Raw genomic sequence first — 1,488 nt, forward strand, 5'->3', positions numbered from 1 at the left:
CCCCGCGGCCGTCCTCCATGGCTCTACATCGCGGTCCACGCGTACTCGCTGTAGGGGGTGCCAGTGGCTATATGCCGCAGCGCGACCGCGAGATAAGGCGGCATCGGCTCGGGCAGCGCCGCTGTCTTGTACCACTTCCAGCCCTCGCACTTGTCCGGCTCGGGGTTGCCGATCTCGCCGTGCCACCGGTCTGTCTCGAAGAAGAACGCGATCCGCTGGTCACCGGCGTGCGTCGATACGTGGTGCATCAGGTGCACGAACCGGACGTCGGCCGGGTCGACGCCGGCGCCGGTCTCTTCAGCGAACTCGCGGGCGGCCGCCACGGCGGCGGGCTCGCCCTCCTCCAAGAGCCCGGCCGGCACCTGGAACATGCCCGGGAATACGCGCTGTGTCTCCACGCGGCGGCTCATGAGGATCTCGTCCCCCCGGCGGACGATCAGGTGCACGTCCGCGTAGTGCGCGGCGTAGGAGTAGCCGGACGGAGCGGTCTTCTGCGGCATCAGCCTTCCTTCCTGTTCTGCAGGATCGCGGCCCACGGGTGCGGCCCGTACGCGACCGAAAGCGCCTCGGCCAGCCACGCCCGCGCCGCTGGGTCGAGATGAGGCAGCACCTCGGCGAAGTCCTGCTCGTCCTTCGGCCGAGGAGTCTTCGCCTTGTAGAACAGCTGGACCTCCGGTGCCAGGAACGGCGTACCGTCAGCAGCTGTTGCTCCGAGCCGGTCCATAGAACGCCGGATTCGGGCATCGCGGCGGGACATCCAGGTCTCGCCTTCGGCCTCGTCGAGCATCACCTGGATCCACCACGGCGCACCCGGGCCGGGCCGGCACCACACGTCGTGCACGCCGACTGGCAGCAGCTCTCCGGGACGCCACCGGCGCATCGAGCCCGGCGGGTCCGAGGCCCACCATTCCCACCCGGCGAGGACCTCTTGAACCGCGAGCTGGTCTTGGCGCAGCAGAAGGACGTCGATGTCATCGTGCTCCCGAAACGGCCGGCCCACAGCGAGTTCCACGGCGTAGCCGCCAGCCACCCACCAGCGGCAGGGCGACTTCGAGAACAACGCGACGACCTCGGCTAAGCCGACGGGCTCCCAGTCCCGGCCGGGCTGTCTCTCCCGCATCACCGCGCCCTTCCTGTGCAACGTCGCCCCGTGTGGGTGCGAAACCCTACCGTCCGGCCGCCGGTGACACGCCGAGCCCCGCAGAACGCCCGGGAAACCGGATGCCCTGCCCCGTCTCCGGCTCTTACCCTCCGGTCATGTCGACACCGAGCCCTGTGCAGACAGCGTCCGAGATCGTCACCTACTACGCCGCCGAGTACGACGAAGCCGACCGGCTCCACACCACCGCCAGCGGCCGCCTCGAACTCCTCCGCACCCGCGAGCTCCTCCGCCGCCGCCTTCCGCCCGCTCCCGCGCGGGTGCTCGACGTCGGCGGAGGTCCCGGCACCCACGCCCGGTGGCTCCTCGAGGACGGCCACACCGTCCAC

General features: G+C 70.3%; 2 protein-coding genes and 1 pseudogene. 1 reads left to right on the forward strand and 2 read right to left on the reverse strand.

Features of this window, described 5'->3' with window-relative positions; genetic code table 11:
• Positions 1-23: 23 nt before the first annotated feature.
• Both QK442_RS36090 and QK442_RS36095 read right to left on the reverse strand, forming a co-directional pair.
• Positions 24-500 carry an NUDIX domain-containing protein gene (locus QK442_RS36090; RefSeq protein ID WP_282698371.1) on the reverse strand — a complete coding sequence of 159 codons (477 nt, stop codon included), beginning with the start codon at positions 498-500 and terminating at the stop codon, positions 24-26.
• Positions 500-1,120 carry an amino acid transporter gene (locus QK442_RS36095; protein ID WP_282698372.1) on the reverse strand — a complete coding sequence of 207 codons (621 nt, stop codon included), beginning with the start codon at positions 1,118-1,120 and terminating at the stop codon, positions 500-502. Before QK442_RS36095 ends, QK442_RS36090 begins: the two co-directional genes overlap by 1 nt.
• 137 nt (positions 1,121-1,257) lie before the next feature.
• Here QK442_RS36095 and QK442_RS36100 point away from each other — a divergent pair.
• Positions 1,258-1,488: pseudogene (locus QK442_RS36100) on the forward strand (SAM-dependent methyltransferase); the annotation flags it as partial.

It is taken from the genome of Streptomyces sp. CC208A (genome assembly GCF_030010625.1).
Lineage (GTDB): Bacteria > Actinomycetota > Actinomycetes > Streptomycetales > Streptomycetaceae > Streptomyces.